This window comes from Paenibacillus selenitireducens (assembly GCF_002021565.1).
In the GTDB taxonomy this organism is placed as follows: domain Bacteria; phylum Bacillota; class Bacilli; order Paenibacillales; family Paenibacillaceae; genus Paenibacillus_K; species Paenibacillus_K selenitireducens.
Genome location: NZ_MSZX01000013.1, coordinates 37703 through 63743, shown reverse-complemented (window position 1 = coordinate 63743; position 26041 = coordinate 37703). Strand labels below are relative to the sequence as shown.

Genomic DNA, 26041 nt, shown 5'->3' with positions numbered 1-26041 from the left:
AGAAGGAGGAGAATGCGCGGTATGTTGCTTAACTATGGAAGTCTAACCCTTGTTATCTTAATAACGATGTATATCGTATGGCATACTTACCGAATGAAGGGGCGATTACATCACACTGCTGGTAGTGTCATCTGCATAATCTGGAGCATATTAACAAGCGTTGCCTTCGGGATCGCTGTAACACAAATCTTTATTTATCAGTTGTGGCCGTCATTGTCCGCTACTGTTGCATTTGCCATCATCGCTGGTTTTGGGATGGGTAGACCTTTAGGAGTGCGGGCAGGACTGCATGGTATCATTGGGGGAATAACTGGTGGAATATTAGGTACTATTTTCGGTTTGAAGTTCTTTGCCACAGACAAAATTGTATTCATGACGATGATTGTGTTTATTGTTGCAACCTATGCGATCATGAAATTCATGGAGAAGAATATCTCCGCGACCAACAAGATTACTGCGAAGAAAAAGAGTGCTGCAAAGAAGCCATCCTATGCCATTACGATGATCTTCGCTATCATTGCTCTTGGGTTAGCGGGCTTTGTGGTAATACAGAAAGACAATATAGGGATCGGACAAATTGGCCAGCCAAACACGCAAAATGCGGTGATGGATGAGGAGAACGATCTTCAGACAGCTACCGTTCGCTTGACAAAAATTGGTTTCGTTCCTAAAAATACAGATTTTGTCATAAAGTCGATGGCTAAGTTAATTATTGAGGTCGAACCAGAGATGGGAGCAGGACATCAGCTGATTTCAGAAACATTAGGAATAAATGCGCCCCTCGTAACTGGGCAAAATGTATTTCTATTCAATAACCCGCACGAGGGAACCTTTTCGTATCATGTGGATACGGGTGAAGCCGGTTCGATTACAGTGAAATAGGATAAAATTCTGATACAACAAACCTTGAGGAGAATCTCTAGGTTTGTTTTCGTGTTGGAGCAGATGATATCCCGGTTTCTTATTTAATCTGCCCTAAGGTAAGACTAACTTTATAATTCGCGTACTTCAACAGCTCTTCCAAGAAATCATTGAGCTGCGAGGGGGATTCAGCACGCACGCGCATCCAGTAACAGCCCTCACCACTCACGCGAAAGGCTTCTACGACTTCATCCCGGTTCTTGATAAAGGAATGGAAGGAGGTGTGCGCTTGGTTGCTTGTCAGGAAGATCGTGATGAACGCTTGCACGGAGAATCCAAGCTTCTCCGGATTCCACCGTACGGTATATCCTTCAATGACCCCGATATCCTGCAATTTACGCACCCGGGCTCCTACGGCTTGCCCCGTGAGATGGACGAGTTGTCCGATGTCCTTATGGGAACGTGTACCATCCTCGATTAAATACTGCAATATGCTTAAATCCACTGTATCAATGGACAAATCTTGCATCTAGCGTCAAATCCTTTCATCGTGAAAATAAAAAAGCTTTAATGGTTTCACCAAGTGATATGCCGCGATCGCAGCCTTGGTTATAATTTTAACAGGAAGAAGAGGAGGAAGAAATCATGAACATACAACTTATTCGAAATGCCAGTCTATGGCTGAAATATGCAGGGATAAATATTCTTGTAGATCCGATGTTTAGCGAATTAGGCGTGAATCCGCCGATTTGGAACACGACCAATGATCGTCGGAATCCATTAGTCTCGTTGCCAGATGACCTAAGTACGTGGTGTCAGCCGGATGTTATACTCCTGACACATCTCCATCAAGATCACTGGGACCAGGCTGCCATGGATGCGTTATCGAAGTCAACGCCGATTCTCTGCCAAGCGGGGGATGAAGAGCGGATTGCGGAGCATGGATTTACGGCGATCGTTCCTGTTGATACGACTCAATCTTGGCAGGGTCTACAAGTTCATCGTACGAATGGCCAGCACGGTACCGGTGAAATTGGTCACTTGATGGGGCCTGTTTCCGGATTCGTGCTGCAAGCGGATGGAGAGCCGTCCATCTATATCGCGGGAGACACCATCTGGTGTGAGGATGTATCGGCAGCTTTGGATCGATATCATCCCGAGATTACGATCGTGAATGCGGGCGGCGCCCGTTTTGCCGAAGGCGATCCCATTACGATGACCGCGGAAGATGTTGCCGCAGTCCATTCATATGCTCCGTATACGCAAGTCGTAGCGGTTCATATGGATGCGATCAACCACTGCTACGTAACCCGGGATGTGCTGCGTCAACATCTTAGCGAAGAAGGAATTCATAACCGCATGTTCATACCGGAAGACGGTGAATGGATCGAGATTGAACAATAAAAGCTAAGATAAAATCATCGGCGTCAAGTGAAGGATTTGATCCTTATGTTTCTTGCGGAACTCGCATGGCGTACAATCCGCCCACATGGAGAACTGCCGACTGAAGCATACGGTGACAATGGCGTCGGCTAATCCCTAAGAGGTGTGCGATCACCTCAGACCAGTCAAGGTGAATTTTATAAATTGAAGAACATGTAAGTGAGAGGGGCTGCATCGTATGTGCAGCCCCCTTGTTATGGACTTGACAATTTTCCGCGTAATTTAATACATTTAAAAGATAAGTCATGATTTCCTAGTACCAGTAGCATCAGAGCACTTGGGGAATTGGAGAGGAGTGTGTGAAATTGGATTACCGCTTGAGCGTCAATTTTACGCCCCTGCATGAGTTCATCAGTAGTCTGCATACGTATATTTGCAGCAAATCGTATAAGAAGATTGATCTAGCGTTCACCTGGGTCAAGGATACTGAGCGTCGGCTATCCCCTGAGTTGACACGGCTTCTTGAACTAACGGAAGTGAATGGCGACTGGCGTCACATGTATTTGCTTGCGATGATATGCCCAGGAGGCGCAGAATGTCCTGAAGATGCGATTCAATGGATTGAGGGACATTCGGTTGGCGATTTGTATGAGCTGTTAGCCGGGTATGGTAACCAATTTCCTGAGGATATGGACGCTTTCCGGTCTCACGCCTTACGGTTGTTTACCGCATGGAACGAGGAATATTTTCAATACGTGGATCCGGAAATCTTGAATGCGCTTCGATTAGAGGCCGGCCGCAGACAAACTGCCCTGCCGACCATGACACCTGCTGAATTCATCGACGATACGACGAATGGCTTGATGTTCAAGCCGATCAATGGCTTAGAGGAGATCATACTGGTGCCGCAATATCACTTCCAACCGTTGAATGTGATTTGGCATTTTAAGAAGGTAACCATGTGTCATTATGCATCGCGTCAATATCCGAATGAAACCGATGAATTTTCACCGCATCATTATCGCATGATCCGCTCTCTTGGCGAGATGAGCCGATTGAAAATCTTACGCTTCTTACACCAAGGTCCCCATTCGTTTATCGAAATCGTGCGTCACTTGAAGTTGTCCAAAGGAATTACGCATGATCATCTCTTCAAATTGCGGAGTGCGGGTTTCATTCATGCGCACTTTGAAGGTGAGGTTCTCACCGAATACAGTCTTCGACCGAAGGCATTACATGAAATGAATGACATTTTATTCCGTTATGTTGAAGGACGATAATATTTTTTGAAACATAAAGAAGCTTCTAAAACCCTGTGGTTACACGGTTTTGGAGGCTTCTTTTTTACGTTAAAGTGTTAAAATTTTCTGTATTCGCAGAAAAAATTTCTAGTTCTCTCTTTACAGAACCGCTTCGTGCTCCTATAATAAACCTAACAAAAACAATTCATACTTAACAGGTCGGAATTGTATATGGAAAAGAAAATATTAGAAAATGATCGGAGAGAGGTTTATGAAAAAAGGGTTATTCTCCTTACTGACAGTTATTATTAGCGGCGCGTTGCTCCTATCGGCTTGCTCGCAACAATCATCCACGCCTGCTGCAGAAGGAAACGCTGCATCCACAACAACGACAACGACAGATCAAGCAACAACGGAGACTTCTTCGGGTTTAACCGAATTATTGAAAGCAACGGATATATCGAAGCTTCCTGAGCTGGCTCAGAAGCGTACGGATACCGTTATCGTTGGGCTGACAGATCCGAGTGGCGCGTTCACACCTTATTTTCAACAAAGCGGTTATGACGGTAACGTATCTTCACTCTTGTATTCTTCACTTGTAACCGTAGATAACAGCGGCGTACCGATTCCTGATTTGGCTGAGAGCTTTGATATCTCGGATGATCAATTGACGTATACATTCCATCTTCGTAAAGATTCGAAGTTCAGCGATGGCTCGCCATTGACGGCTGATGACGTCGCATTCACATGGACGATCTTGCATGATAAAGCTTATGACGGCGGGTATGATCTCCTGTCTGCACATATCAAAGGCGGAGAAGCTTACAAAGAAGGCAAAGCCAAAACGATTGAAGGCATTAAAGTAATTGATCCGCAAACCATTTCGGTAACTTTAGATAAAGTTAATGCGACAGCATTGCTGACGCTTGGATCGGAAGTATTGTCCAAAGCTTACTACGGCAAGGATTATAAATTCGGTCAATTGGATTACATCAAGAATTTACATGCAACACCTGTAGGTAATGGTCCTTATAAATTGGAGAAATTCATTCCAGGGCAAGAAGTTCGTTTCGTGGCGAACGAGAATTACTACAAGGGCAAAGTGAAAATCGAACATTTCATTTATAAAACAACAGAGGGCGACACATTCCAATTCGTTGAAACGGGAGAGCAAGATTTCGGAGGCTTCCAAGCCACAACGGACAACATCGATCGTCTGAAAAAAATAGGCTTTTTGAACTTGCAGCCTTATACGGCAAGCAACTACGGCTATTTGCAATTCAACATGGAGCACGAGACGCTCAAAGATAAAGCAGTAAGACAAGCGTTGACCTACGGATTGGATCGCAAAACGATTTACGTGGATTCGAACCAAGGTGCTGCAGCCATTGCGAATATCCCAACACCGCAGAGCTCATGGTCCTATACAGAAGATGGCATTAATCCATACAACTATGATCCAGAGAAAGCTAAGCAATTGCTGGATGAAGCAGGCTGGAAAGAAGGATCTGACGGTATTCGTGAAAAAGACGGCAAGAAGCTGAAAATTCACTTTATCGGCTCGAAGAAAAAAGGAACAGATGTTTTCATTGCGGTAGCTAAAGAAAACTATGCGGCGATCGGTGTGCAGTTGGAAGCGGAGCAATTCGCAGACTTCAACTCCCAAATTGCGAAATTCGAGAGCGGGGACTTTGACTTGGTATCTTTCTCTACCCCTATTCTTACGGATCCGTCCGATGGCGTGATTTCCTTTGTGAACGGAGAAGTCAAAGGATACAACAATCCAAAAATCAAAGAATTGTACGACAAAGGCCTTGCAACGAACGATATCGAAGCGCGTAAAGCGGTTTATAAAGAGCTCTATCAAGTGATCAATGAAGATGCACCTTATATTTTCACAAGCTATGGTAAATCAGTCTATGCTTACAACGGACGTATTGAAGGATTCAACTTAAATCCGTTCCGTGGTCTCTCTACAAGCATTCCAGAATGGACGTTGAAATAATTGTTATTAGAACTTTAAAATCTGATGATGTCCCCTGTCTTGTTCGTAGATAGGGGACACATCACATTTACGAAGGAGCCCGTCATGAGCACATATCTAACCAAACGACTGATCTACATGGTATTAATTTTGATTGGTGCATCCATGTTGATTTTTTTCCTCTATGCTTTAACGCCTGGGGACTTCGTCTCGGGCAACTTGAAGATGTCTGCCGAACGTAAGGCAGAATTGCGCGATTTGTATGGGTTGAATAAGCCGGTATTTGAGCGGTATCTCATTTGGATGAAAAATGCGCTGCATGGGGATTTCGGTTATTCACTCGCGCAGCAGAAGCCCGTATTAACCTTATTTAATGAATACATTTGGAATTCGTTCCTGCTTGCGATCGTATCGACTTTTCTCACTTGGGTGATTGCTGTGGTTATTGGGGTTATTTCCGCGTATAAACAATATTCTTGGTTCGATACCATTGTCATGATTTTTATTTTCGCAGCGATGTCGATCCCGTCCTTCTTCATTGGTCTGTTTCTCATCAAGACCTTGGCTGTCGATCTGAAGTGGCTGCCGCCGGGTGGGATGATGACGACAGGAAGCAATGCGACGGGGTGGGCCTACGTGAAGGAAGTTATTCACCATATGACGCTGCCTGTCGTGGTCATGACCTTGCTTGGAGTGGGCTCACTGACACGTTATTTCCGTAGTAACATGATTGATGTCATTCAACAAGATTACATTCGGACGGCGCGTGCCAAGGGGTTAACCGAAAGAACGGTGCTCTTCCGCCATGCGCTTCGCAATGCACTGCTTCCAGCGATTACGCTGGTGGGGTTTGAACTCCCAGGCTTGTTCGGTGGATCCATCATTATTGAGAAGATCTTTAACTGGCCTGGAATCGGCCAATTGTATATGCAGTCGTTCGGGTCACGGGATTATCCGCTGTTGATGGGCTTTACCATGTTCATTGCCGTGTTGACGGTTATCGGAACGTTAATCTCAGATATCTTATATCATCTCGCCGATCCGCGCGTGAAATTGTAAGGGGGGAAACATCATGTCTACGATGAGCAGTGAAGTCGTTAAATCAAGTCGGCAGGACCATACAGCCGTGAAATCCTCCTTATGGACGCAATCGATGCGTAAACTTCGTAAGAATAAGTTAGCCATGTCAGGCCTTATTTTTGTGATCTTGATGTTCCTGGCTTGTTTTGTGGGTCCTTTATTCTCGCCTTATACCGATGGGAAAATTAATGTAACCGCGATGAACAAGGCACCAAGCCTGAAACATTGGCTGGGTACGGATATGCTAGGCCGTGACGTGATGACTCGGCTGCTGCAAGCAGGACGGATTTCGTTGACCGTCGGATTGGCATCCATGCTGCTGTCTGTCTTTATTGGCTCCATTCTTGGTGCAATTGCAGGTTACTATCGCGGTATCGTCGATCAAGTAATTATGCGTATCGCAGATTTGCTGCTGACCATTCCGGGGCTGCCGATTCTATTCATTTTAGGTGCGCTGCTATCCGAATGGAAAGTACCCGTTGATTCACGGATGTACATTGTTATGTTGATGTTAAGTTTTGTAGGTTGGCCTGGTCTTGCGCGGCTTGTTCGCGGACAGATGCTGAGTTTGCGGGAACGTGAATTCATGCAGGCAGCCGTTGTGCTTGGTTTACGCGACCGTCGGAAGCTTTTTAATCATTTATTGCCGAACCTGTTCCCTCTATTAATTGTCGTTGCCACCTTAAGTATCGGGGGGGCGATTCTCTCAGAGTCTGTACTTAGTTATTTCGGACTGGGTGTGACACCGCCTACAGCGACATGGGGGAACATGATAGATTCGGCCAATAACGTGATTGACTTCGAGAAGCATCCTTGGCTCTGGATTCCGCCGGGATTTGCGATATTCTCCACGGTCATTGCGATTAATATTTTCGGTGACGGGCTTCGGGACGTTCTGGATCCTAAACACAAGAAGTAGGTGGCTACAATGAAAAATACACTTGAAATCGATCGTTTAAGTACCTATTTTTACACGGAAGAGGGCACGGTGAAGGCGGTCGATGATGTCAGCATCCGTGTTCGCGAAGGCGAGACGGTATGTATTGTCGGGGAGTCCGGCTGCGGTAAAAGTATTACAGCGATGTCCGTTATGGGACTGATCGAAGGAACGACGGGGAAGGTCGTGAACGGCAAGATCGGATTTGACGGCGAGAACTTGCTCGATCTCAGCAAGAATGAATTGCGCACCATACGGGGCAATGAGATCGCGATGATCTTCCAGGAACCGATGTCTTCCTTGAATCCGGTCTTACCGATTGGACAACAGATCACGGAGCCATTAATGCAGCATCAGAAGCTTTCGAAGAAAGAAGCGCGTCTGCGTGCCATTGAATTGATCAAGCAAGTGGGGATCTCGCGTGCGGAGCAGATTTTCGATTCGTATCCGCATGAGTTGAGCGGCGGCATGCTGCAGCGGATTATGATCGCGATTGCGATCTCGTGTCATCCAAAGTTGTTGATCGCAGATGAGCCGACGACCGCCTTGGACGTTACGATACAAGCACAGATTCTGGACATGCTTCGCGAGATTAAAGAGAAATCAAACATGTCGATTCTTCTCATTACGCATGATTTAGGTGTCGTCGCCGAAATGGCGGATTATGTGGTGGTGATGTATTCCGGCAAAGTAGTGGAAGAGGGTGAGGTTGTTGAACTCTTCAACAATCCGAAGCATCCCTATACGAAGGGATTATTGAAATCCAAGCCGATCATTAATCAGCGTCAAGAGCAGCTGTACTCGATTCCGGGCCAAGTCCCGAATCCCCTGTCGCTGAAGGAGTCCTGTTATTTCCACGAACGCTGCGCACAGTGCATGTCGATCTGTGAGACGCAGCAGCCTAAGTTGAAAGAAGTCGGAGGCAGCACGCAAAAAGTGGCATGCTGGTTGTACGAGGAGGGAATTGCTGATGTCTGAGCCATTAGTTGAAGTGAATCATCTGAAGAAGTATTTTCCGATCAACTCCGGCTTATTGAATCGTACGGTAGGTCATGTGAAGGCGGTCGATGATATCAGCTTTTCCATACAACCGGGGGAAACGTTCGGGCTCGTCGGCGAGTCAGGGAGCGGGAAGAGTACGGTGGGGCGTACGATCCTTCGTCTGCATGATAAGACAGCGGGTGAAGTCAAGTTTAAAGGTATAGACGTTCATGAATTATCAGGTAAAGAGTTACGCCAGATTCGCCCGCAAATGCAGCTGATTTTCCAAGATCCATATAGCTCATTGAATCCTCGCGTTCGTGTAGGAGATGCAATTGGCGAGGCGCTCTTGGATCATGGGATGCTGCAGAAAGGCGAGATTCGCGATCGCGTAGAAGAAGTGCTGGCGTCCTGCGGTTTGTCGTCATATCACTATGACAGGTTCCCGCATGAATTCTCGGGGGGACAGCGGCAGCGGATCGGAATTGCGCGCGCGTTGGTCCTGAACCCGGATTTGATTATTGCGGATGAACCCGTCTCGGCACTCGACGTGTCTATTCAAGCACAAATTATTAACCTCTTTCGGCATCAGCAGGAGACACGCGGTTTGACGTACTTGTTCATTTCGCATGATTTGAGCGTCGTGGAGCATTTATGTTCCCGGATCGGCGTGATGTATCTCGGCTCGATGATGGAGACGGCATCGCGGGATGAATTGTTCCGTAATCCGCTCCATCCGTATACCAAAGCCTTATTGTCAGCGGTCCCAATCCCGATTCCGAAGCTGAAACGCGATCGTATCGTGCTGAAGGGAGATATACCGAGCCCGGCGAATCCGCCGACAGGCTGCAAGTTCCATACGCGGTGCCCGTTTGCTACGGCAATGTGCAAAGAACAAGTTCCTGAATTCCGCCATGTCGGGCATGAGCATTATGTAGCTTGCCATTTGGTGTAGGATCTAAGAGTCCAACTCTCGTAGATGGGCTCTTTTTTTGCGATTCGGGGAATGTATGTTGTTTTTATTCTATGATCGTGGAATTAAATTCGGTATAGTAGAAGCAGGAGCGTGAAGCGGATATGGAAATATACATCGAGCGTCATCTTATGGATTCGACACCGGATGAAGAATTGGTTTCTGTATGTTTTGAGCCGCTCATTGAGGCATATAAAGAAGCATTTCGAATGGAGACGCATGTGGATGCGTTAATTACGAAGAAGCAATTCTATCAAGGTTTAAGTACGGGGCAGCGCGCTCTGTTTTTTTTCAATTCTTACTATTATCATGTGACGAAATCTCAGGCGGAATTTTACTGGTGGAGTGCGTACTTCTATGCGCAGCCGATACAGTGGCAGGGGATTCGATGGAGCATGGAGTATTTCCAAGACCCGACGATGGCGAAATTGTTGGAGGAAATTGAACATATCTTTGATTCGCAGCAGCAAGCGATCAATCCCGAATATTTTCCGCTGCATCCTTACAATCTAGGATTCGATGAGACGATGTATGCCATATTGTCGCCGTTCGATAAGATGTTCCATCAATTTGCGCCCATCACGCGGGCGCGAATTGGAGCGTATATTCGTTCCCATGCAGAGGAGTTTGTTCAATTTAAGAACTAAAATATGATAGAGAAGTGAAATGAATGGTGTGGTGTGCCATCGTAACCGGCGCGGATCGCGGAGTCGGGTTAGCGCTTGTGCGGCGCTTATTAATGGACGGATACCATGTGTTTGCAGGCCGCTATATGGAAGCGTTAAGCGATTCGGATGACCTGCAGAAGCAGTATAAGGATCAATTGCAGGTGATGAAGCTTATATCGGAGGAAATGAAAGCGTTATAACTTTTGCGGAGCGTATCGGTCGTATCACGAATCTGTTTGAAAATAATGCCACGATGCTTGGGGATGTTGAGGCGACGGTGTTATATCCCTTAGATGATTAAGAAATGCTAGGCGTGTATAACGTGAGTACGCTAGGAACATTACGTGTGATCCATGCATTGATGGCATTGCTACACTAATTGCAGCCTCCCCCGGTTATATTGGATAAATCCAATGTAAGAGGTCAAAATCAGCGCGAATCCTCCTCTATAGTGGACGAACTCTTAGGCCCCCTAATTAAACTGGAGTCTTCCTACCCAAATAATTTAAACTAGGAATAAGGGAGATGATTCGTATGGGTGGCAAGAGATTAAAAGAGGAAGTACGACTTAAAATTGTGAAGGAAGCGTTGGCTGGTATCAAGGTGGGGGTATTAGCCCGCTTACATGACATCCATCCTGAAACCATTCGGTTGTGGGTAAAAGAGTACCGTGACTCCATTCCCACAGAAGAGATTCCAATGACTGACGAGTACTTACAAGAGCTGCAACGACTTCAAAATGTGGAACAACGCTACGAAAAAGCAGTTAAAGTTCTTGGCGAGAAGGAACTTGAGATTGAGATACTGCGTGAGTTGCTAAAAAAGAAAAACCCTGCTTATCCGAAAAATTCGAAATAGCGGAACCATTCATTAAGCGGGGCGAACCAACAGCAGTGGTTCTGCGTATCCTTGGCCTCTCAGAGTCCACATATTACGATCGTAGGAAGAGGGCCGCTAATCCTGGGCCGGAACGTTCCACAGAAAGCCGAAAAGGACGCCCTGTACCGGGATATTCCCATACGTTAACGGGTGAACAAGTGAGTGATGAACAAATCAACGAGTGGCTGCTTGAGCTCATCGAGGGCGAAGAACACGTCTACGGCTACAAGCTTCTTGCGCAGTGCATTCGTGATCAATATAACGTTAGTTTGAATAAAAAGAAGGCCTACCGCTTATGTGATGAGCTAGGCATTCTTCAGAAACCACGTCAGCGCATACAGAAGCACCCGCGAAGACTACCGAAGAACCGATTAATAACAGGATCTAACCAATTGTGGCAAATGGATATTAAATACGGCTATGCCGTCGAGCAGAAGCGCTTCTTTTTTATACTCAGCATCATTGATGTGTTTGATCGCGTCGTTGTTGGCCAGTACAAAGGTCTAGTATGCGAGGCCAAGCATGCCGTCCAGACGCTTTGTTATGCTTTACAGAATCGAGTTAACCCGGGTGAAGAGAATCCTGTGATCCGCACAGATAATGGGCCGCAATTTGTCAGCAAACTATTCGGAGACATGTGTGAGTGCCTAGACATCGTTCATGAACGCATCCCACCGCGAACGCCTAATATGAATGCTTACATTGAGTCATTTCACAGTATTCTAGAGCGCGATATATTCAGTAAAAGAGAATTCATGACCTTTGAAGAGGCTTGTGAGGTACTCGATAAGTACATGGATTTCTACAATAACCGCAAGATGCATGGTAGCTTGAAACGGATGGCTCCAGCGGTATTTTCCAAGTGGGTCAAAACGCTGGAGGACACCTCGGCATTCCATAAAGCAATGTAATGGCTCGAAAAAAAGAGCTATGCTACGAACGAGTGATTTTTGTAGGGTAAGACTCCGGATTTAAGGGGCCTAGCCGCGAATCCAATATAGAAGTAGAAATATGCACGAAATGGGCAGATATCCACCGTAGTTATTGGATTTATCCAATATAGAATCGATAAAGCGGTAAATGGGTGTTCTATATTGGATCCATCCAATATAGAGGTTAGTCTACTAACGATGCTGATAAGGAGGGAAGCCCTATAACTAGTGGCTAGTGCGCCAGCGATGATGTCCCTAAAAAGATGGACCGTATCCCTACACCATAAGATGGCGCGTCCTTTACGAAGTGTGCTGCTACTCCAGCGATAGAGAGTAGCAACACGCTTTTTTTGTCGAGATTTTGTCGAGAAATACCTGTGAGGTCCTAACGTTCACAAAAATGACTGGTACTGCCGATACATTATAATAACTAATAAAAAAAGCTCATCACCCCTTATAACTAATTTAATATTTAATTATTCCTAGGTCTTTAGTTGGATTTTATAGCGTTTGTATGGTTCTTTTCCCGAAATGTCAGTAAAATGAGGGGTGTGAACATACAAAAATATACAATTTAATTAAAAATGGGAAGGGGTTGTATGATGTATACGGTAGTTCAGAATCATTCGCAATTGTTGGTGTTTCATCACATTTGGACAGAGGTATGGCGTGAGAAGGGGTTTGAGCTCGAATATGAGCAAGAAGTCCTGGATCGGATGATCGTAAGCAATGAAGAAGGGGTGAGTGTAGGGACTTTCGAAATTAAGCCTTATTGCACAGAAGAGAGCAACCCCATTCATCAAATCGCACCATTTCATGAGCAGCCAGAATTGATGGAACCTACTGCGCATGTCGCAGAGGTGGACAAAGTAGCTCTATTAAAACAACATCGGGGAGCGAACATCTCGCGTTTGCTGTCGGCGATGGTGAATTATGCGGACAAGCATCATTTCAATTATTATATTTGCTTGCTAGAGCCGGTATTTGCCCGGGCTCTTCGTGTATCGTTCCATATCCCTGCACGCCAGATTGCTGGCCGCATCGCATATAAAGGGGATGATGTCATACCTACGATTATCCACGTGGGTAAAATTTGGGGGAACAAATCTGAATTTGAATGGTTGCTGCCGGATACGCAAGAAGTAGGGGTGGCCACGCTGGTGTAAGATAAATCAAGGAATGGGATGTGGGTACGTTTTGAAAGAGCATCATATCTTAGACAAAAGGAACCGATTGTTCGTCAAAATATTATGGGCGATGATCGTGCTAGGAACGGCAACGAACCTTGCGGCAGGGGCTCAAGCCAGCATGGTGTATACTTTAATCATTGGCGGCGTAATAGGCTGTGGATTAGCAACATTCTTGACGTATAAGCGCATTGCAGTTAATTACATCATGTATTTGGTTCCGGTAATTATGTCAGGACTTATTCTATTACTTATGGTCTCGGACCCGAACCCTATATTCAGTACGTATCTCCTTTTGTATGTGAATATGGGCATCATGACACTTTATTCGAATTATCGACCTGTACTGCTAACCGGCGTCCTTAGTTTTGCGACAACGCTGTACGTGTTCTATCATCCGGTTTTGCACGAAGTTTTGTTTGCGAAGGAACCTCTGATTTATTTACTCTTGTATGTGGTTCTAGCGACGATCGTATTGTGTGCGGCAGCCATCTTCAGCGAGAATCTGCAGCGGCAAGTGCTGGAGAATAGTGAAGCAGCACTGCAATCCAAAGCACAAGCAGAGAAGCTCTTAACCGAGATTCGGGCATCGGTCACGATGTTAAATGAATTTAGCTTGGAGCAAAAGGAACGCGTGGTTACGACGAGCAGTATCTCCCGTGAAGTCGTGGGGACCTTTGCCCAGATCTCAAGCTCGATTGAGCAGCAGACGAGTAATCTTCATCAAATGAATGTTTCGGTTCAAGCCGTGGAACGTTCACTTCGTCATGTCGGCGAGGGAAGCGGGCAGTTGGATGAATATGCTACGGAGACGCTGCAGCTGGTGACGCAAGGGAATAGCCAGATATCCACGCTCGTCCAAGAGATTGGCCATGTTCAGACGATGATCCGTGAAACGGTGCAATTGATGAATATGCTTACGGCTCAGACAGATCAAGTGGGAAGCATCGTGCAGACCATTAGTGAGATTTCCGCGCAGACTAATCTATTGTCATTGAATGCGGCGATAGAAGCGGCTCGCGCAGGGGAACATGGTTCAGGATTTGCGGTCGTCGCGAATGAAGTGCGCAAGTTGGCAGATCATTCACAACGTGCCGCACAGGATATTGCCTCCATCCTTGAAAGTATTCAGAACCAGATTACGGATGCGGCGAAGCTCATCGATCAAGGCGAAGGCGCTGTAACATCGAGCGTCGAGGCGACGAATGCTGTGGAAAGCATCGTACAGTTGATTATGGGGAACACGAACCAAGTCAACAGTCAGGCAGAGCTGATGCGTGTTGCGGTAACCGATCTGGAACAGCAGTATGGTACGGTGGCCCAAGGTATGATCTCTATTGCTACGAGTACGGAACAGCATATGATGTCGATTGAAGAGGTGACAGCGAGCATGGAACATCAGGATGGGCAGATTGAAGCACTCGTTCAAGGATATGATCGTCTTGATCAACGGGTATCCAGCCTGAAACAATTAGCAGAACATCAAGAATAACCCTGATGTAATGCTGATCTTCATTTCGAATACATAACAAAACCCCGCAGTTCGGAAAAGGTCCATGTTAACCTTCCCAGATCTACGGGGTTTGTTGTATTTCAAATGAGTCGGATTAGCTATTCTCTACAATAGTGTTGTAGGTTGTGCGATCCGTATGTTTGACCAATTGAACGAGCAATTCTTTGGCTGCATCGATATCATCTGTATGTACGATCGAAGCAGGCGTGTGAATATAACGACCTACGACACCAATGATGGTGGAAGGCACGCCTTTCCCACTGAGGTGAATTTGACCCGCATCCGTACCGCCTGGCGATACGAAATATTGGTAAGGAATTTTGTGTGTATCGGCAATATCCTGCACGAATTCAATCAATCCGCGGTGCGTAATCATCGTCGGATCGAAGATACGAAGAAGTGCGCCTTTGCCTAAATGACCGAAGGAGTTACGGTCACCTGTCATATCATTAGCTGCACTGCAATCGAGCCCGTAGAAAATATCGGGTTGGATAAGGTTTGCGGCTGTACGCGCTCCGCGTAACCCCACTTCCTCTTGCACAGTTGCGCCTGCGAATAACGTGTTCGGTAATTTAAAGTTCTCGCGATGCAAATCTTTAAGCAATTCTATCGCAAGACCTACCCCGTAGCGGTTATCCCACGCTTTAGCCATAATTTTCTTCGGATTAATCATCGGCGTAAATTCACATACAGGTACAATTTGTTGTCCTGGACGGATTCCAGCAGCTTCGGCTTCTTCACGGCTGTCTGCACCGACATCAATATACATCACTTTTGGATCTACGGGTTTGTTCGCTGTTGCTTCATCTAATAGATGCTTCGGAATGGAGCCCACAACACCGCGAATCGGTCCGTTTGGTGTGATCACATCCACTTGCTGCGCGAGGATGACTTGTCCCCACCAGCCGCCGAGGGTCGTAAATTTAATCATACCTGTGTCCGTAATTTGCGTGGACATAAATCCTACTTCATCTAAATGTCCTGTCACCATTACGCGCGGGCCTTGATCGTCTCCACGCATCACGCCGAACACGCCACCGAGTGCATCGTGAATAATTTCATCGGTGTATTTCGAGATTTCACTTTTTACAAGCTTACGAAGTTCTCTTTCGAACCCGGATGCCGCTGGGAATTCAGTTAAAGTACGGAACAATTCCAATGTCTCTTGCTGCATATGTATGGACTCCTTTGCCAATTGAAATGGTAAGCCTACATCGGCTTCTGACTATTCTACCCCTATAGTATGACCTTATCGCACGGAGGAAGCAAGTTTATTGGTAAATATATACTTTGTGAAGCGTGTCACTCCACCTAGGAAAGTCATGCGGTTATGATGAAGAGTATCTTTAAAATTATTAGTAAAAATTTGGAATATACAAAGTGAGGGATTTTCATCATATGGCTGTTCTAAAATCGAACGTTGAGAAGATCATATTCCTGGTGTATGGAGGATTATACGTGATTCTCTACATGGGATTTGATTGGTTTGGAGAGCGTAATCCGATCCAACCTATATTTAAAATAACGACACCGGTTCTAGCTATATGTGTCATGCTGTTCGGGTTGAAATATATCAAGAATAGAACAAAGAAACAAGTCGTATGTATCATTTTTGCGTTGGTCGTATCTAGACTGCTGTACATGATCGGGGATGGGCCGTGGGCAGGGTATGCTATGGATCAGAACATCGTGTTTGTGAAGCAAATATGTCTAGCAGCTAGTAAGGTTATGAAGGTGATTTCCTTATTAGTAGCCGTATCCATTGTTCGATCCGCGATGAATCGCATTCATTTAGCAATCGAGATTCTGCTGTATCTATGTTATGGAGCCATATTCGTTCTATTATCTACATATCATGGGCAAGAAGTCATGTTGATGAGATGGACCTTCTATACGCTCATGGACTTGAATGCATTATTGCTTGCCATTCTAATCTGCCGAATGTATACGAGATACCTTTCTCGCTTTATGAAAGGGTTGCTTATCTTCAGTACAGCTGCTTTTTTAGCGTATACCATACTAGTTGCTTCCTATAAATTGACCTACGGAACGTTGGATCATAAGTTGTTGGACTATGCCGGAATTGTTGGCACGCTGACATCGTTAGGAGTGGGTCTTGTCGTGTTATCCTTCTTGCGGAATACAAAGGAAGATTCAACGCTTGTTCTTCAGGGATATACATTTTCGAAAAGTATGTTGAAGAACGTGCTGCCGTTATTCTGGTTATGTCCAACCTTATATTTCAGCCTCAATATGCGATTTGAACCCATCGTTCAATGGACGCTCTTGTTCAGCGGTATTCTCGTTTTGGTCCGCCAGTTGTTAGTTACAAAGGAGGACTATACGTATTTAAACCGTTTTTTTCGTCTGAATGACGATTTTAACGGGGCCATCGAAGAGAGAACACGAGAATTGCTTGTGAATGAACAACGCTATCGTTCCTTATTTGACCAGATGGAAGAACCGCTTGTGATTTTGGACCGAGATGGCGCAATCCTGACGAATAATCTATCTTATCATCAATTTGTCTATCAACAATTCCAGACGATTGAGGAGTGGGATGGTATGCAGTGTATCATGCGGAATGAAGAGAATATTTGGAAGCAGCATATGAAGCAGGCGATGCGAAGCAAAAAGGTCGCATTTCGCTCCCATGTCATCAATGCGTCAGGAAAAACGCTGTACTTAGATGTGAAAATCTTTCCTTACCTGCTGAAGGATGAAGTGTTGGGCGTCACGATCCTCATGAAGGATCAGACCAAATTCCTGGAAAGCCAGGAGCGCATTCAACACCTTGCTTATTTCGATCAATTGACGCAATTGTCCAATCGCCATGCCTTCTATCGCGAAGTGAACAGTTTATGGGGTACCGTTCATTCCCAAGCTTCGATTTTATTTTTGGATTTGAATCAATTCAAGGAGATCAATGATACGAAAGGCCACGAGTTAGGCGATTATATCCTAAGGGAAGTCGCGCAGCGAATTCGCGCTGTCACACATGGACGGGGGATCGCCTGCCGTCACAGCGGAGATGAGTTCATCATTTTTTTGCCGAATATGGGACATGAGCAGGTGGAGAGCTTTGTGAAGCAATTCATAGGCGAATTGGAACCTCCCGTTATCCATGAGGAGCACCGGATACATGTGAGCGCGAGCATAGGGATTGCTGTATATCCAGAGGATGGGATGATGTTGAGTGAACTGATTGCGAACGCGGACTTAGCGATGTACTGGGCGAAGCATAGTTCGGGAGAGATGTACTGTTTCTACGATGAGTCCCTTCGTTCGGAAGTGGAGCGTAAATCGGTCCTTCAACAAGAAATGCATCGCTGTATCGCAGAAGATCATTTGAAAGTGTATTATCAGCCCAAATACGATGTGATAAGTGAACAAATCATAGGCATGGAGGCCTTGATTCGTTGGATTCATCCAGAGCTGGGATTCATACCGCCTTCCGAGTTCATTCCCATTGCCGAAGAGAACGGCATGATTAACCCCATTGGCGACTGATCATCCATTCTGTGTGTAGTCAGTTGAAGAGATGGGAAGCGATGGGCATTGAACTGCCGGTAAGCATAAATATCTCGCTGAAGCAGCTGGAGCAAGCGGATTTCGTAGGCCATCTGATAGCGATTGTCGAACAATATGGGGTGGATTACGCTATGTTGGAGTTGGAAGTTACGGAGACGATTGCAATGAATGACGTGGATGATGCGGCCAAAGTATTGCGGGAACTCCATGCACAAGGGTTCTTGATCTCGATCGATGATTTCGGGACGGGGTACTCCTCGTTATCCTATCTCATGTTGTATCCAATCCATACGCTTAAGATCGATCGGGCGTTTATTCGGGATATATCCTCTTCGGATGAAGTGAAGCTGGTCGATATCATCATTAACATGGCTCATCAATTAGGGGTGGATGTCATTGCGGAAGGGGTAGAAACCAGGGAGCAGATGGAATACCTCAAAAACCATCATTGCCGTTATATCCAAGGGTATCTCATTAGTAAGCCGTTGCCGGTTGAAGAGATAACGCAGATGTTGATTCGATCTCAATCCCAGCCCGTATTTTATTAGAGGGTGAATCCCTATTCGTTCATTACCGCAGTAATTGTAAAACCCCGTTGTTCAGATCGGTCATCCGTTCTGCGGCAGCGGGGTTTTTGTATGAGTTTTGTGATTAGGGGTTGTTACTTTGGTGGATTTTATTTACAATATAAATGAGAATTATTCTCACTAATAGGAAAAGAGGATTTTATGATGCTTCGTCGTTTTTTTTCGTATTATCGTCCTTATAGAGGATTATTTATTCTGGATTTCGGCTGTGCCGTATTCGCCGGGTTGTTGGAATTAGGCTTTCCGGTGGCGGTCAACCAGTTCGTGGATCATCTTCTGCCTAGCGGAGACTGGTCACTGATTCTATGGGCTTGTATCGGTCTGCTTATCATCTACGGATTGAATACCATCATGCAGTTCGTGGTCACTTATTGGGGGCATAAGCTGGGGATCAACATCGAGACCGATATGCGCAGCAAGCTGTTTAACCATTTGCAGAAGCTCTCGTTCCGTTTCTATGACAACAACAAGACCGGGAACCTGCAATCCAAGATGACGAACAGCTTGATGGAAATCGGGGAGGTTGCGCATCATGGACCGGAGGATTTATTCATCGCCGTGATGACGCTTGTGGGGGCCTTCGCATTAATGCTCTCCATTAATGTAAAGTTGGCGTTGATTACGGTGCTGGTGGTGCCTGTGCTCATCTGGACCGCAGGTTATTTCAGCGGGAAAATGTCCCAAACCTTCCGACGGATGTACAATGATTTAGGAGAATTTAATGCGCGGATGGAAGAGAATATCGGTGGAATGCGTGTTGTTCAATCCTTCGCAAATGAAGAGCATGAGAAGAAATTGTTCGCCGTTAGCAATGGACGGTATCGCTTGACCAAAATTTTATCCTACAAAATCATGGCCATGAGTACGTCAGTCAGCTATATGTTAATGCGGCTGGTATCCCTCTTCGTATTGGTGTGCGGTACATGGTTCGTGATTCAGAAGGAATTGTCGTATGGGGAATTTATCGGCTTCTTATTATTGTCGAATGTATTCCTGGCACCGATTCAGAAGATTAGCTCAATCATCGAGACGTATCCGAAAGGAATCGCTGGATTTAGGCAATATGTTGAAATGCTGGATACGGAACCCGATATTGCAGATGCAAAAGATGCCGTGGAAGTGAAACATGTCCAAGGGGATATTCAGTTCAAGGATGTTAGCTTCGGCTATGAGTCAGAGAGCCAAGTATTACAACATATCCATCTTCATATTCGTTCAGGGGAGACGATCGCGTTCGTGGGTCCTTCAGGAGCGGGAAAAACAACGCTGTGCAGCTTGCTGCCGCGTTTCTATGAGGTGGACAGCGGTCAGATTACGGTTGATGGGCTAGATATCCGCAACATTAAATTGCAGTCCCTCCGTAAGCAAATCGGGATTGTACAGCAGGATGTGTTTTTGTTCAACGGTTCTATTCGTGAAAATATTGCTTATGGGAAACTGGATGCCAGTGAAACGGAAATTTGGGATGCGGTCAGACGGGCACAGTTAGAGCCGTTTATTCGAGCGCTGCCGGATGAATTAGGTACAGTTATCGGGGAGCGGGGTGTGAAGCTCTCAGGCGGTCAGAAGCAGCGGCTTGCGATTGCTAGAATGTTCTTGAAGAATCCGCCGATCCTCATCCTGGATGAAGCGACATCGGCACTCGATACCGAGACGGAAGCGGCGATTCAGAAGTCTTTAACTGAATTATCGAAGGGGCGGACCACGCTCGTGATTGCCCACCGTCTAGCGACGATTAAGAATGCAGATCGCATCATTGTTGTGACGGAACAAGGCATCGAAGAACAAGGACGCCATGACGAATTGATTACGCTTGGCGGCGTATATAGTCGATTGCATCAAGCACAGTTTGGCGGGGTATAGCAAGAAGAGTCTCGAAGGAGACTTTTTTTTCTAGTTCTGTGGTAAGATGGGAATTGTAAAAGGCTGGGTTGAATTAATTCGTATTGCATAAGGAGTGTGCATGTTAAACGTATGAGATTCATTCGAAATTACCCGAAGATCATGATTGGTATGCTGATCACAGCATGTATCATCCCATTGTTCGTGCCTTATCCATCAGCGAATGCTGCCACAGGAGATGTATCTTGCGGTCCAGGATGCAGTCGGTATGATGTTGTCGTCATTGGCAGTGAAATCCAAGGCGTCCTTCTTGCCAAGTCGGCACGCGACCTGGGACTGAACGTAGTCATTCTAGATCCGCGTAGTAAACCAGGTGGCGAATTGATTCAAGGGCAAATGATGGTTCTAGATGAACCGAATGACAAGAAGAAGCGAAGTCTTGTTCAAGGTGAATTGAAGAATCTATACGCTGGATACAAGGCGGGATCGATTCGGAAGCAAGCCGATTTTCAACGGTATTTTCAAAAGTTAATTCAAGGGATTCCGATACGGAGCGGTATTGTGATCCAATCACTCGATATTGATTCTTCGGATGCGGATAAGTCTATCCGATCGCTGTCATATAAGGCAAAAGACGGTCATAATTACACGGTTCAAGCCAATTATTGGGTAGAGAATACGGATCATAACGCATTAACCGGCAAATTGGGCGTCAAGCGTATTCCAGGGATGGAAAGTATCTATAACGGCAAGAAGCCGGATTATATGGCAGCGACCTTCATGTTGAAGCTTAAGAAGGTGAATTGGAACAAATTGCACCTAGCCATCCTTGAGGATTATCCGCTTACGCATGTTCAAACGAAATATGGTCCGAATTCCTATGTAGATTGGAACTTTGCAACCGGATTTAGCAATATAACAAGCAATTACAAACCGCTAGATTCACAATTGATGCTGAGAGGTTTGAACGCAACGGATCAGAAAAATGGGGAAGTAATCATCAATTCGTTGTTGATTTTTGATGTAGATCCTTCCAACCCGAAGTCGGTTGCATCGGCAGTCACCAAGGCCAGGGCGGAGGCCCCGCATGTTGTGCAATTTCTGCGCAAGAATATTCCCGGCTTTGCCAAGGCAGAGTTAAACGGATATCCTGATTACTTATACATAAGAGATTATAATCGGTATGAGACGGACTATGTGCTTACCGAACAAGATGTGATGGGCAGTAAAATGTTCTGGGATAACGTGAGCATCGGCGGTTATGGTATGGATCTACAGGGAACGAGGGTGATGCCGAAAGGCAATAATGTCGGGACGCCGGATCGGTACGGACTTCCGCTGCGATCATTTGAATTAATGTCTTTTGAGAATGTTATTGTTGTCGGGAACAACGTAGGGGCAACGATTAAGGCATATGGCAGCGCACGGATTGTACCGAATACCGCTTTGGCGGCACAATCGATTGGCATTATTTTAGGACGCGAGTCGAAGCATAAACGGCTGAAAGAACTGACAGCTGCTGATTTCACACGGATTCATCAGTACCTTCAGAAGGATTATGGCATCGTACTTCGTAAGTAGCAGAGTAGTAGCAGAGAGAAGGTGATTTGGTGAAGATGGATCGTTTGCTCGCCATGACGGTTCTCCTGTTGAACCGCGGGCGACTTAGCGCCAAAGAATTGGCGGATCGATTTGAGGTATCTACCAAAACTATATATCGCGATATGGATACGCTCAGTCAAGCGGGGATTCCGATCGTGGCGCATCAAGGGACGGCTGGTGGATTCGAAATGATGGAGGAGTTCACCATCTCGCGCCAGTTCTTAACCTTAGAAGAGATTCAGGCCATCGTCGCGGCTGTCAAAGGCATCAATTCCGCCATGGACGACAATAAGTTAGATCATTTGCTAGAAAAAGTGAATGCGGTGCTTCGCAAATCGGATAAGCTGCAGTCCGCTTCGCAAGGGGAGAAATATATTTTCGATTTTAACCCTTGGGGGCAAGGACCTGACATGCGAGATAAACTTAACCGTCTCAAGCAGGCGATTGAGGAGAAGCGACTGCTGGATTTTCGTTATATGAACATGAACGGGAATGAAAGTGAGCGCCGAGCAGAACCCACCGCGTTGATATTGAAGGGGAATGTATGGTATCTGCAAGCGTACTGCATGCTTCGCGGGGAGTTCCGCATTTTTCGGTTATCCCGGATAAGGGATTTAACAGTCAGCGACATCCGATTCGAGCGCCGGGAAGTTCCTGCATTGGATGGATATGCTTGGGATGAGACATGGAATCAAGTTCAAGAGAAATGGATCATGCTGAATTTTAGCAGAGAGGTTCGCTACCGGGTAGAAGATATGTTCAATGCTGATCAAGTATCGGTTCTGCCGGATGGAACGGTTCGCGTGGAAGGGCGGTTCAGCGATGATGAGTGGTTCTATGGCATGCTGCTGAGCTTTGGCCATTATGTTAAAGTCGAGCAACCGGCTTCGGTGGCGGAGGAAATCATCAGTCGGGCGCAACGAATTATGGAGCGGTATACCAACTAGACAGGCAGTTGTCCAATTTTCCAATATATAATGGGTTCATAACAAGCGAAAAGAGGATAAGCCATGAATCAGCAGTTTACGCATTACCCAGCCATAGAACTTGTAGGGATCAGCACACGCACGACAAATGCCGAGGAAACAGGGCCGAATGGACGCCTGCCGAAGTTGTGGGAGACATACTTCCAATCCAATATGCAGGCCCAAATCAAGGGTGACAATGCCCACCTTCTGTATGCGTTATATACGGATTATGAGAGCGATGCATCGGGAGCCTACACCGTATTGCTCGGGCATGAGAAGGGTGACGGGACGGCTCATTCCGAAACAGAATGGGTCCATGCTACGGTTCCGGAAGCGAAGTATATGGTGTTTACAACGAAACCGGGCCCTGTCTATGAAGTCGTATATGAAACGTGGCAGACGATCTGGGCTTTTTTCCAGGATTCATCCATCAAAAGAGCTTATACAGGTGACTTCGAGCTGTATCGTACGCAACAATTTGATCCAAACCACGCTGTCGTGGAGATTTATATCGCCGTTCAATGATGTCAGAGGATGCCTGCGGGCATCTTTTTTTGATCCCTTTTTAGCCATAAAAAAATCCCCTCCGGTGGAATACGATAAGTCCATCATACAAATGGCCTTTTTCGTATGTCTACCTAAAGGGGTTAAGTGGAATAGGCGCTGTTATCCTCTTCCGATAATGCTTGATCTGCGATCAACTGCTTCCGGTATACGTATCTCGATACAGTAACGCTGATTTCATATAACACAATTAACGGTACAGCCACCATGAGATGCGAGATAAATTCCGGAGGTGAGATCATCGTTGCGATCACGACCAAGATGAAGTAGGCATAGCGGCGAAATTTGCCAAGCTTCTTGGGGTTCAGAATCCGCAATTTCGTCAGGAACATTACGAGCACAGGCAATTCAAAGGCAATAGCCACGGGAATCACGAGACTGAACATGAAGCTGAAATATTGGGATATGCCATACGTTGGAATAAGATGCATATTCTCCGTCATGCGTGTCGTAAATGTAAACGCCATCGGAAAGACAACGAAATACGAGAAAGCTAGTCCGATGAGCAGCATGAAACAGACAAAAGGGATATAACGCAGCGTCGCCTTCTGTTCCTTCTCGCGCAGACCCGGCTTCACGAACTTCCATACTTGGAACAAAGCAAAGGGAAGGGTGATGAGACACGCGAGCAATAAGGTTACATTCATATAAATTCTGACCGCGTCCCAAGGGGAAAAAGCATTCCAAGAAATCGTCGAAGCAGGCGGAACGCTTTTGAAATATAGAATGATTTTCTGTGCAAAGAAGAGCCCCGCTACAGCAGTGAGCAGAAGCATGGCTAAGGTCCATAGGATGCGCTTTCGCAACTCCCCGACATGCTTCAGTAGTGATAGTAATTTTTCAGACATGATTGATCACCGGCCAGATTGCTTATTATTGTTTGTTCGTTTCGTTACTTGCAGATTCTGCTTTGACAGCCGTTTCTTTTGGAGCAGGTTCATCGTTCGAGATCAGTCCGTTCGTTGCATTCTTGAATTCACGCAGCGTTCTTCCGGCCGCACGACCCAATTCAGGTAACTTATTAGGTCCAAATATGATAAGAGCAAGAACAATAATCATGATAAAACCGCTTACCCCAATGTTTCCAAACATGTTTATACGCCTCCGTCATCAATGACATTCAGTTATTTACATCTTAACCCATTATAAACGCTTTTCAAGCAGAAGAACAATGTCGTTTCAATGAATAAAATCACACGAATGCCTTCCAATGAAAACCTTTAGACAAACTAATAATAACCCGCTATCATTTATCTAGATGGGGGTGTTTCGATGCGCAGAAGAACAAAAATCATAAGCTTTTCGATCCTTGGTCTGATTATAATCGTATTCGGAGGATTAGCCTTTGCAGGCAATTATTTCTATAATATCGCTCTAAATCCACATGCAGATCGTGCATTTTTGCAGAATAATCTGGATTTGGGAGATTCGGAGCAAGCCGCGGCGATGGATGAGCAAGCCGAGGCAGATGCGGAACGGGAAGCTGATGCGGCTTGGATGGAGAATACACCGCATAAGGACGTAAGCTTAACTTCCTACGATGGTCTGAACTTACGCGGTTATGAATATCTACAGGAGAAACCGTCGAACAAGTGGGTGATTATCGTTCATGGATATATGGGTTGGGCGAAGCAAAATGGATTTGCGGCGAAAGAGTTCCGTGCTCAGGGGTATAACGTTCTTGCAGTAGATTTACGGGGACACGGGGAAAGTGAAGGGGATTATATCGGGATGGGCTGGCATGATCGCAAAGATATCGTCGATTGGATTAACGGCATTGTCCGTGAGAATTCAGATGCTGAAATTGTATTGTACGGGGTATCGATGGGGGGTGCCACGGTTATGATGACATCTGGCGAAGATCTTCCTGCGAATGTCAAAGCGATCGTGGAAGACTGCGGCTACACGTCAGCGAAGGATGAATTTAGCTACCAATTAAAACGGATATTCCATTTGCCATCGTTCCCGATTCTAAATGCAGCCGATGTGGTAACGCAAATTCGCGCAGGATACAGCTTTGGCGAGGCTTCGGCTGTGAAGCAAGTAGCGAAGAGCAAAACACCGATATTGTTCATTCATGGGGATGCCGATACGTTCGTGCCTTACGAAATGGTGCATGAAGTATACGAGGCTGCCACAGTGGAGAAGGATTTGCTTATTATTGAAGGAGCAGGTCACGGGGAAGCCCACAAAGCAGGCGATGTCTATTGGAATAAGATATGGGATTTTACGAATCTATTTATGACGGCGTAAACCTAGGCTGAACGGAAATGTTGCAGCTCCTTCTGAAATGAGAAGGGGTTGCTTTTTTTATTGCTCGGATTAATT

The 26041-nt window shown here is 45.8% G+C and carries 23 protein-coding genes and 1 pseudogene; 20 read left to right on the top strand and 4 right to left on the bottom strand.

Annotated elements, in window-relative coordinates; genetic code table 11:
- The first annotated feature begins 21 nt into the window (after positions 1 to 21).
- On the top strand, positions 22 to 882 hold the full coding sequence (locus BVG16_RS26095; protein WP_078502141.1) for a hypothetical protein: 861 nt from the start codon (positions 22 to 24) through the stop codon (positions 880 to 882).
- Between the two features lie 79 nt (positions 883 to 961).
- Here BVG16_RS26095 and BVG16_RS26090 read toward each other — a convergent pair whose 3' ends face one another.
- Positions 962 to 1390 (bottom strand): Lrp/AsnC family transcriptional regulator, encoded by a 429-nt coding sequence (locus tag BVG16_RS26090; RefSeq protein WP_078502140.1) that lies wholly within the window; start codon positions 1388 to 1390, stop codon positions 962 to 964.
- 116 nt (positions 1391 to 1506) lie between these two features.
- Here BVG16_RS26090 and BVG16_RS26085 point away from each other — a divergent pair, with 116 nt between their 5' ends.
- From BVG16_RS26085 to BVG16_RS26025, 13 genes are all read left to right on the top strand, one after another.
- Entirely contained in the window at positions 1507 to 2265 is a 759-nt protein-coding gene (locus BVG16_RS26085; protein WP_078502139.1) for an MBL fold metallo-hydrolase, read from the top strand.
- Between the two features lie 338 nt (positions 2266 to 2603).
- Positions 2604 to 3524, top strand: coding sequence for an ArsR/SmtB family transcription factor (locus tag BVG16_RS26080; protein ID WP_078502138.1), 921 nt, complete (start codon positions 2604 to 2606; stop codon positions 3522 to 3524).
- Between the two features lie 232 nt (positions 3525 to 3756).
- Positions 3757 to 5490, top strand: coding sequence for an ABC transporter substrate-binding protein (locus tag BVG16_RS26075; protein WP_078502137.1), 1734 nt, complete (start codon positions 3757 to 3759; stop codon positions 5488 to 5490).
- An 84-nt stretch (positions 5491 to 5574) separates the two neighbouring features.
- Positions 5575 to 6528 (top strand): ABC transporter permease, encoded by a 954-nt coding sequence (locus BVG16_RS26070; protein ID WP_078502136.1) that lies wholly within the window; start codon positions 5575 to 5577, stop codon positions 6526 to 6528.
- 13 nt (positions 6529 to 6541) lie between these two features.
- Entirely contained in the window at positions 6542 to 7468 is a 927-nt protein-coding gene (opp4C, locus tag BVG16_RS26065; protein ID WP_078502135.1) for an oligopeptide ABC transporter permease, read from the top strand.
- A 9-nt stretch (positions 7469 to 7477) separates the two neighbouring features.
- A complete protein-coding gene (locus tag BVG16_RS26060) occupies positions 7478 to 8464 on the top strand; it encodes an ABC transporter ATP-binding protein (RefSeq protein ID WP_078502134.1) in 987 nt (328 codons plus the stop codon).
- Positions 8457 to 9422, top strand: a complete 966-nt coding sequence (locus tag BVG16_RS26055) for an ABC transporter ATP-binding protein (RefSeq protein WP_078502133.1) — start codon at positions 8457 to 8459, stop codon at positions 9420 to 9422. The genes BVG16_RS26060 and BVG16_RS26055 overlap by 8 nt, the downstream gene beginning before the upstream one ends.
- Positions 9423 to 9544: 122 nt before the next feature.
- Positions 9545 to 10087: a hypothetical protein gene (locus tag BVG16_RS26050; RefSeq protein ID WP_078502132.1), complete on the top strand. Its 543-nt coding sequence runs from the start codon at positions 9545 to 9547 to the stop codon at positions 10085 to 10087.
- A gap of 23 nt (positions 10088 to 10110) precedes the next feature.
- Positions 10111 to 10308 (top strand): Rossmann-fold NAD(P)-binding domain-containing protein, encoded by a 198-nt coding sequence (locus tag BVG16_RS26045; protein WP_078502131.1) that lies wholly within the window; start codon positions 10111 to 10113, stop codon positions 10306 to 10308.
- Positions 10309 to 10642: 334 nt separating this feature from the next.
- A complete protein-coding gene (locus BVG16_RS26040; protein WP_158081801.1) occupies positions 10643 to 10966 on the top strand; it encodes a helix-turn-helix domain-containing protein in 324 nt (107 codons plus the stop codon).
- A gap of 35 nt (positions 10967 to 11001) precedes the next feature.
- The gene (locus BVG16_RS26035) at positions 11002 to 11898 is read left to right on the top strand and encodes an IS3 family transposase (RefSeq protein WP_158081800.1); all 897 of its coding nucleotides are present in this window, start codon (positions 11002 to 11004) and stop codon (positions 11896 to 11898) included.
- A 620-nt stretch (positions 11899 to 12518) separates the two neighbouring features.
- Positions 12519 to 13085 (top strand): hypothetical protein, encoded by a 567-nt coding sequence (locus BVG16_RS26030; protein ID WP_233147177.1) that lies wholly within the window; start codon positions 12519 to 12521, stop codon positions 13083 to 13085.
- A gap of 31 nt (positions 13086 to 13116) precedes the next feature.
- The gene (locus tag BVG16_RS26025; RefSeq protein ID WP_078502127.1) at positions 13117 to 14598 is read left to right on the top strand and encodes a methyl-accepting chemotaxis protein; all 1482 of its coding nucleotides are present in this window, start codon (positions 13117 to 13119) and stop codon (positions 14596 to 14598) included.
- 115 nt (positions 14599 to 14713) lie between these two features.
- Here the strand turns inward: BVG16_RS26025 and BVG16_RS26020 are convergent, their stop codons facing one another.
- Positions 14714 to 15793 carry a M42 family metallopeptidase gene (locus tag BVG16_RS26020; protein WP_078502126.1) on the bottom strand — a complete coding sequence of 360 codons (1080 nt, stop codon included), beginning with the start codon at positions 15791 to 15793 and terminating at the stop codon, positions 14714 to 14716.
- A gap of 224 nt (positions 15794 to 16017) precedes the next feature.
- On the opposite strand from BVG16_RS26020, the pseudogene BVG16_RS33795 reads away from it, so the two are divergent.
- The 5 genes and pseudogenes from BVG16_RS33795 to BVG16_RS25990 all read left to right on the top strand — a co-directional run bounded on the left by BVG16_RS33795 (position 16018) and on the right by BVG16_RS25990 (position 23674).
- Positions 16018 to 18698, top strand: a pseudogene (locus BVG16_RS33795) (putative bifunctional diguanylate cyclase/phosphodiesterase).
- Between the two features lie 183 nt (positions 18699 to 18881).
- The gene (locus BVG16_RS26005) at positions 18882 to 20600 is read left to right on the top strand and encodes an ABC transporter ATP-binding protein (protein WP_078502123.1); all 1719 of its coding nucleotides are present in this window, start codon (positions 18882 to 18884) and stop codon (positions 20598 to 20600) included.
- A 111-nt stretch (positions 20601 to 20711) separates the two neighbouring features.
- Entirely contained in the window at positions 20712 to 22160 is a 1449-nt protein-coding gene (locus tag BVG16_RS26000; RefSeq protein ID WP_078502122.1) for an FAD-dependent oxidoreductase, read from the top strand.
- 35 nt (positions 22161 to 22195) lie between these two features.
- On the top strand, positions 22196 to 23128 hold the full coding sequence (locus BVG16_RS25995) for a helix-turn-helix transcriptional regulator (RefSeq protein ID WP_332888814.1): 933 nt from the start codon (positions 22196 to 22198) through the stop codon (positions 23126 to 23128).
- Between the two features lie 63 nt (positions 23129 to 23191).
- Positions 23192 to 23674: a GyrI-like domain-containing protein gene (locus tag BVG16_RS25990; protein ID WP_078502120.1), complete on the top strand. Its 483-nt coding sequence runs from the start codon at positions 23192 to 23194 to the stop codon at positions 23672 to 23674.
- 122 nt (positions 23675 to 23796) lie between these two features.
- On the opposite strand, the gene tatC is transcribed toward BVG16_RS25990, so the two are convergent.
- Positions 23797 to 24561, bottom strand: a complete 765-nt coding sequence (gene tatC, locus BVG16_RS25985; RefSeq protein ID WP_078502119.1) for a twin-arginine translocase subunit TatC — start codon at positions 24559 to 24561, stop codon at positions 23797 to 23799.
- A gap of 25 nt (positions 24562 to 24586) precedes the next feature.
- On the bottom strand, positions 24587 to 24805 hold the full coding sequence (locus tag BVG16_RS25980) for a twin-arginine translocase TatA/TatE family subunit (protein WP_078502118.1): 219 nt from the start codon (positions 24803 to 24805) through the stop codon (positions 24587 to 24589).
- Between the two features lie 180 nt (positions 24806 to 24985).
- On the opposite strand from BVG16_RS25980, the gene BVG16_RS25975 reads away from it, so the two are divergent.
- Positions 24986 to 25966 (top strand): alpha/beta hydrolase, encoded by a 981-nt coding sequence (locus BVG16_RS25975; RefSeq protein WP_078502117.1) that lies wholly within the window; start codon positions 24986 to 24988, stop codon positions 25964 to 25966.
- Positions 25967 to 26041 lie beyond the last annotated feature (75 nt).

Excerpts from the sequence above, each read along its gene's own strand:
- BVG16_RS26095 (WP_078502141.1), top strand. The coding sequence starts at position 22 with ATGTTGCTTAACTATGGAAGTCTAACCCTTGTTATCTTAATAACGATG.
- BVG16_RS26090 (WP_078502140.1), bottom strand. The coding sequence starts at position 1,390 with ATGCAAGATTTGTCCATTGATACAGTGGATTTAAGCATATTGCAGTAT.
- BVG16_RS26085 (WP_078502139.1), top strand. The coding sequence starts at position 1,507 with ATGAACATACAACTTATTCGAAATGCCAGTCTATGGCTGAAATATGCA.
- BVG16_RS26075 (WP_078502137.1), top strand. The coding sequence starts at position 3,757 with ATGAAAAAAGGGTTATTCTCCTTACTGACAGTTATTATTAGCGGCGCG.
- BVG16_RS26070 (WP_078502136.1), top strand. The coding sequence starts at position 5,575 with ATGAGCACATATCTAACCAAACGACTGATCTACATGGTATTAATTTTG.
- opp4C (WP_078502135.1), top strand. The coding sequence starts at position 6,542 with ATGTCTACGATGAGCAGTGAAGTCGTTAAATCAAGTCGGCAGGACCAT.
- BVG16_RS26060 (WP_078502134.1), top strand. The coding sequence starts at position 7,478 with ATGAAAAATACACTTGAAATCGATCGTTTAAGTACCTATTTTTACACG.
- BVG16_RS26055 (WP_078502133.1), top strand. The coding sequence starts at position 8,457 with ATGTCTGAGCCATTAGTTGAAGTGAATCATCTGAAGAAGTATTTTCCG.
- BVG16_RS26050 (WP_078502132.1), top strand. The coding sequence starts at position 9,545 with ATGGAAATATACATCGAGCGTCATCTTATGGATTCGACACCGGATGAA.
- BVG16_RS26045 (WP_078502131.1), top strand. The coding sequence starts at position 10,111 with ATGGTGTGGTGTGCCATCGTAACCGGCGCGGATCGCGGAGTCGGGTTA.
- BVG16_RS26040 (WP_158081801.1), top strand. The coding sequence starts at position 10,643 with ATGGGTGGCAAGAGATTAAAAGAGGAAGTACGACTTAAAATTGTGAAG.
- BVG16_RS26030 (WP_233147177.1), top strand. The coding sequence starts at position 12,519 with ATGATGTATACGGTAGTTCAGAATCATTCGCAATTGTTGGTGTTTCAT.
- BVG16_RS26020 (WP_078502126.1), bottom strand. The coding sequence starts at position 15,793 with ATGCAGCAAGAGACATTGGAATTGTTCCGTACTTTAACTGAATTCCCA.
- BVG16_RS26005 (WP_078502123.1), top strand. The coding sequence starts at position 18,882 with ATGCTTCGTCGTTTTTTTTCGTATTATCGTCCTTATAGAGGATTATTT.
- BVG16_RS26000 (WP_078502122.1), top strand. The coding sequence starts at position 20,712 with ATGAGATTCATTCGAAATTACCCGAAGATCATGATTGGTATGCTGATC.
- BVG16_RS25995 (WP_332888814.1), top strand. The coding sequence starts at position 22,196 with ATGGATCGTTTGCTCGCCATGACGGTTCTCCTGTTGAACCGCGGGCGA.
- BVG16_RS25990 (WP_078502120.1), top strand. The coding sequence starts at position 23,192 with ATGAATCAGCAGTTTACGCATTACCCAGCCATAGAACTTGTAGGGATC.
- tatC (WP_078502119.1), bottom strand. The coding sequence starts at position 24,561 with ATGTCTGAAAAATTACTATCACTACTGAAGCATGTCGGGGAGTTGCGA.
- BVG16_RS25980 (WP_078502118.1), bottom strand. The coding sequence starts at position 24,805 with ATGTTTGGAAACATTGGGGTAAGCGGTTTTATCATGATTATTGTTCTT.
- BVG16_RS25975 (WP_078502117.1), top strand. The coding sequence starts at position 24,986 with ATGCGCAGAAGAACAAAAATCATAAGCTTTTCGATCCTTGGTCTGATT.